This window comes from Sphingomonas tabacisoli (assembly GCF_042678385.1).
Lineage (GTDB): Bacteria > Pseudomonadota > Alphaproteobacteria > Sphingomonadales > Sphingomonadaceae > Sphingomonas_B > Sphingomonas_B tabacisoli.
On sequence record NZ_JBHUDY010000007.1, the window covers coordinates 1 to 4,816 of the forward strand.

At 57.5% G+C, this 4,816-nt stretch carries 3 protein-coding genes and 2 pseudogenes; all 5 read left to right on the forward strand.

The genetic code is table 11. From position 1 onward, the window contains the following. A pseudogene (locus tag ACFSCW_RS16750) lies at positions 1-245 on the forward strand (elongation factor 4); the annotation flags it as partial. 145 nt (positions 246-390) lie between these two features. After that, positions 391-1,434, forward strand: a complete 1,044-nt coding sequence (locus ACFSCW_RS16755) for a DNA adenine methylase (protein WP_380891593.1) — start codon at positions 391-393, stop codon at positions 1,432-1,434. Between the two features lie 23 nt (positions 1,435-1,457). Continuing rightward, on the forward strand, positions 1,458-3,644 hold the full coding sequence (locus tag ACFSCW_RS16760; protein WP_380891595.1) for an Eco57I restriction-modification methylase domain-containing protein: 2,187 nt from the start codon (positions 1,458-1,460) through the stop codon (positions 3,642-3,644). Beyond that, entirely contained in the window at positions 3,637-4,563 is a 927-nt protein-coding gene (locus ACFSCW_RS16765; RefSeq protein ID WP_380891597.1) for an HNH endonuclease, read from the forward strand. The genes ACFSCW_RS16760 and ACFSCW_RS16765 overlap by 8 nt, the downstream gene beginning before the upstream one ends. Before the next feature lie 3 nt (positions 4,564-4,566). Continuing rightward, positions 4,567-4,816, forward strand: a pseudogene (locus ACFSCW_RS16770) (elongation factor 4); the annotation flags it as partial.

Genomic DNA, 4,816 nt, shown 5'->3' on the forward strand with positions numbered 1-4,816 from the left:
ACCTGATCCCGCGCCACCTGTTCAAGATCCCGATCCAGGCCGCGATCGGCGGCAAGGTGATAGCCCGCGAGACGATCGCGGCGTTGCGCAAGGACGTGACCGCCAAATGCTATGGCGGCGATATCACGCGCAAGCGGAAGCTGCTGGAGAAGCAGAAGGAAGGCAAGAAGCGGATGCGGGAATACGGCTCCGTGCAGATTCCGCAGGAGGCTTTTATTGCTGCGCTTCGGATGGGGGAGGAGTGAGCACACGGGGGCGGCGTCAGCCGCCCTTGCGACAAAGGCGCCGCGCGAAGCGCGTCACTTTGCTGAAACGGCAGTGCTGCTGTTGCCTTCCTGATTTGGCCAACATAGAACGTAAACAGAACGGCGTGTAAAAGAGGGGTAATCGATGACCTTCCGCTACATTGGGTCGAAGGCGCGGATCGTAGCGGAGATTATCGAGGCGCTTGGCCCCCCTACGTCTCGTGGTGGCCGATTTGTCGATCTTTTCTGCGGCACAGGAGCCGTTGCCGAGGGCGCCGTCCGGGCCGGATGGGATGTGCACCTGAACGATCACCTTCATTGCGCCGTCATAATGGCCGCTTCGCGCATTCTTGGTTCCGAAAATGCGCGTTTCGAAGCTACCGGCGGCTACAAGAAAACGATTGATTGCCTCAACGCATTGGCCGGCGAGAGTGGCTTTATCTATCGGTCATATAGCCCGGCATCCACGCGCGAAATCGGATTCGAGCGGCGCTATTTTACAAAGGAAAATGCAGGACGCATCGACGCCATCCGCCGGCGCATCGATGACTGGAAAAAGGATGGCGCAATTAGTGATTGTGAAGAGCAATTGCTGATTGCAGATCTGCTAAGCGCGGCTAACCGCGTCGCAAATATCGCAGGCACCTACGGTTGTTTCCTTTCGATATGGCAGAAGCAGGCGCTTGGTGCACTTTCGATGAAGCCGCGCCCGTTGCTGCCGGGTGAGGTTCGGGTGTCTCTAAGCGTGATGGAAGCAGAGAGAGTTAGAACGCGACCCTCCGACGTGGTCTATCTCGACCCACCTTATACCAAGCGGCAGTATGCCGCTTACTACCATTTACTCGAAACTATCGCATTGGGCGATGCGCCGGTCGTTTCAGGAGTCGCGGGCATTCGACCTTGGCAACAGAAGGCGTCAGACTTCTGTTACAAGACGAAGGCAATGCGAGCGTTTACAACACTGATCGGTGGGCTTGAGGCTGAACGCGTGCTTGTGTCCTATAGCGACAACGCACACGTCCCAATTGAGAATCTATCAGATGGGATTGCTTCGTTTGGGCAAGCGACGCCAACAATGTTGACGGAAATTGGGCGCTATCGACCTAACCGTATCGCCAGTGGGAGGAGGGCAACGGTGAACGAATATCTGATCGAACTTGAGCGAACTGCCTTGCAGGCGGCAGCGTGAGTCCGCGGTCTCTGGAGGCGGGGTTGCTCGCCAAGGCAGAGGCCATTGTCAGCAAACACGTCGCCCGTGTTCAGATTTCGCGCGCTCAAGAAGCGCGATTTCAGTTGCTGGAAGGAGTGGCGAGCCGGCTTGGTGGCTTCGATCTGCCCGCATTCCAGCACCGTTTCGATCATGTGCCCATTGAATCCACCGACTCATGTTTGACGGCGGCTCGACGCGTGATCGAAGCCATCGCGCCAACTGGCATACCTCCCGCGCTGGCTGTGAGTGCTCTTGCGCGCGAAGCCCTTGAAGAGCCAAATAGGCGTAGATCGGGCGCCTACCACACAGATTTTAGACTCGCCGGTCATCTGGCGAAACTATTGGCGCCCAACTTAGCCCCGCGAGCGAAGGTGATCGACCCAGCTTGCGGAGCGGGCATTTTGCTGACCGCGTTGATGCTCGAAACGTGCGGTGGCGACCGCCAACTTGCCGCTGAGTGGCTGTCAGATGGGGTGAACGCGGCAGACTTATCGCCAAACGCTCTGCGCGGCTGCCTCCTTTCGCTCGCATGTCTAACGGACGATTTGGACGCACTTGCAAGAATGCGTGCACGGTGGCTCTCGGGAGACAGTCTTATCCGCCCGATCGAGGAGTGGCAGCGGATGGCGCCAGACGGCTTCGACGCTGTCATTGGTAACCCGCCGTGGGAAAAGGTGAAGCTTACTCGCCATGAATACTTGCGAGCGAACGGTCAATCTCGGCATTATGGTGCGGATTATGTGCAACTCGATTTTGAAGACTACACGCAGTGCATCAATGCGACCAAGAATTATGCCCGCGAAGTAGCAAATCTTCACGCTACTGCAGGCTCTGGCGAGACTGATCTGTTTGTCGCGTTTACGGAGTTGACCCGAAAGATATTACGCCCGGGAGGGGAAGCGGCGCTACTTGTGCCGGCTGGGCTGATCCGATCAAAGACAACAGAGTCTTTGCGCCGACAGCTATCCTCTCGATCCAGCCAAATGTCGGTAGAAATCTTCGAGAATCGCGCTCGGTTCTTCGAGATCGACACTCGATTCAAATTCCTCTGCATTCACTGGCGCGCGCGATCGGTTGGCGAAAAGATGGCAGCGCTGGAACTCGCGCATGGCCGCGGAAACGAATCTGGCGTCGAAGTGACACCCCGCGTCCAAATTGGACGCAGGACATTAGCGGAATTGCGATCCGACCTGTCGGTTCCGGAGGTTCGCAGCGAAGACGAATGGCTCCTGTACTGCCGCATGATCCGTAGCGGGGTGGATTGGTCGCAACCAGATTGCCGTTGGCATCCCGAGTTGGTGCGGGAGGTCGATATGACCCGTGATCGTCGGCACTTTTCCAGAAGTGCGGGCAAGAGCACCTTGCCGCTGATCGAGGGGCGAATGGTCCATCAACATCGGTTCGGCGCTAAAGCATATGTTTGCGGTACGGGAAGAAGCGCAACCTGGGAGGTGACCTTGCCAGGAGCGAGCGTGGTGCGGCCGCAATTCTTTATTCGGCCGGACGCATTGAGTGAGACCGCGCGACAAAGATCGACCCGACTGCGGGCCGGCTTTTGTGACATTACGGGGCAGACAAATGAGCGATCTTTGCTGGCCGCAATCATTCCGCCTGGCGTAGTCTGTGGTAACAAGGTTCCGACGTTGCTTTTCCCAAATGATAATTGCGACGAAAGACTGTGGTTGTGGGTAGCCGTCGCGAATTCGCTGCCGTTCGATTGGCTGCTCCGTCGGGTGATCACCACGACGGTCAATTATTTCCACCTGTTGAGTCTTCGAATGCCTCCAATCGAACCTGAGTCCCTGCCGGGAAGGCAGTTGATCGAAACCGCGAGGGCTCTCGATCGATTCGATCGTCGCGGAGTGTCACGCGATGCACTAAGGGAAATGGCTGACCTTCGATGCCGTGCCGATCGGCTTGTGCTAACCGCCTATGGCTTGTCGGACGACGATCTCGATCTGATGTTAATCGATTTCCCGCTGATTGATCGCGGTCAGCCGGCAATTTACGGAGAGCAGCAGTCGACTGTCACGCGAGACTTGCTGCAATCTCACGCGCGCGATCCCGAACGAGCTGCTCGTGCACGTCGTCGGGTCGAAGTGGCATATGAACTCGGCGCAATCGCCTACCTGCCTGCCCAGTGTTCGGCCATTAGGGCTGGCGAGATGATGGAATCCGCTCATGGCTGAAGTAGCGTGGAAGCGACTAAATGCCACGGATTACAAAAATATCAGAGGCGAGTTTGCGGGAGGTAGTGGGGGAGGCGCGACCTATATCGTGCTCGGGCGCAGCCGAGCGGGCCAGAATTTCGCCGACTTTTTCCCGCCGCTGACGAACAATCGTACGGACGTTGAAAGCGCAGAAGGAACGTTTACGGTATCGAGCGATCCTGATCGAAGAAGCGGTGAATGGCTCATTGTCGATCAGCGAGGCAATCGTCATCCCGCGTGGAGCGACGCTACAGATTTCCCCGAAGAATTGGATGATGATGACAATCCTGCTGTCGTCCTGATTTTCCGATCGGATGGAAAATACTTCACCGGCTGGCTGAACCTGGATGAATTCGAAAAGCTAGCACCGGAGTTGGCCGAAAAGATTCGCGGAGTTGATGAGGCACCTGACGCGCTAACAGCCCGTTTCGGGATCGGAGGCCCCTCAGCACTGACTGATTTCGCGGAACAGCAGCCACAGCTGCCCGACATTCCCTTCGATCCAGCAAATCAAGAGGATGGCCGCAAACGCATTATTGTCGAAATCGTGAGACGCCAAGGCCAGCGTGCGTTTCGCACGAAGCTGTTGGACGCATTTGATGGCAAATGTGCAATGACTGCGTGTGCGGTCGCATGGGTCCTAGAAGCCGCACATATTTCACCGTACCAAGGTCCGGCGACCAACCAACCAGATAATGGTCTGCTCCTTCGTGCCGACATCCATACTCTATTCGATTTAGGATTGCTGTCCGTCGATCCGGATACGTTAGCCATCCGTGTTGCCGATCAGATCGAAGAGGCAGAGTACCGAGCGCTCGACGGCAAGAAACTTCAGGTAGGCAAGGTGGCGCCGAGCAAAGCGGCATTGCAAGAGCATTGGGATCGCTCGACTCCCTAAGCCGGCCCCGGCGAGATCGGCTTCATCACCGCGCAGATCAAGGACGTCGCGCAGGCCCGGGTCGGCGACACGCTGACCGACGCCCGCCGCCCCGCCGACGCGCCGCTGCCGGGCTTCAAGGAAGTGCAGCCGGTGGTGTTCTGCGGCCTGTTCCCGACCGACGCCAACGACTTCGAGAAGCTGCGCGAAAGCATCTCGAAGCTGCGCCTGAACGACGCCAGCTTCAGCTTCGAGATGGAAACCTCGGCCGCGC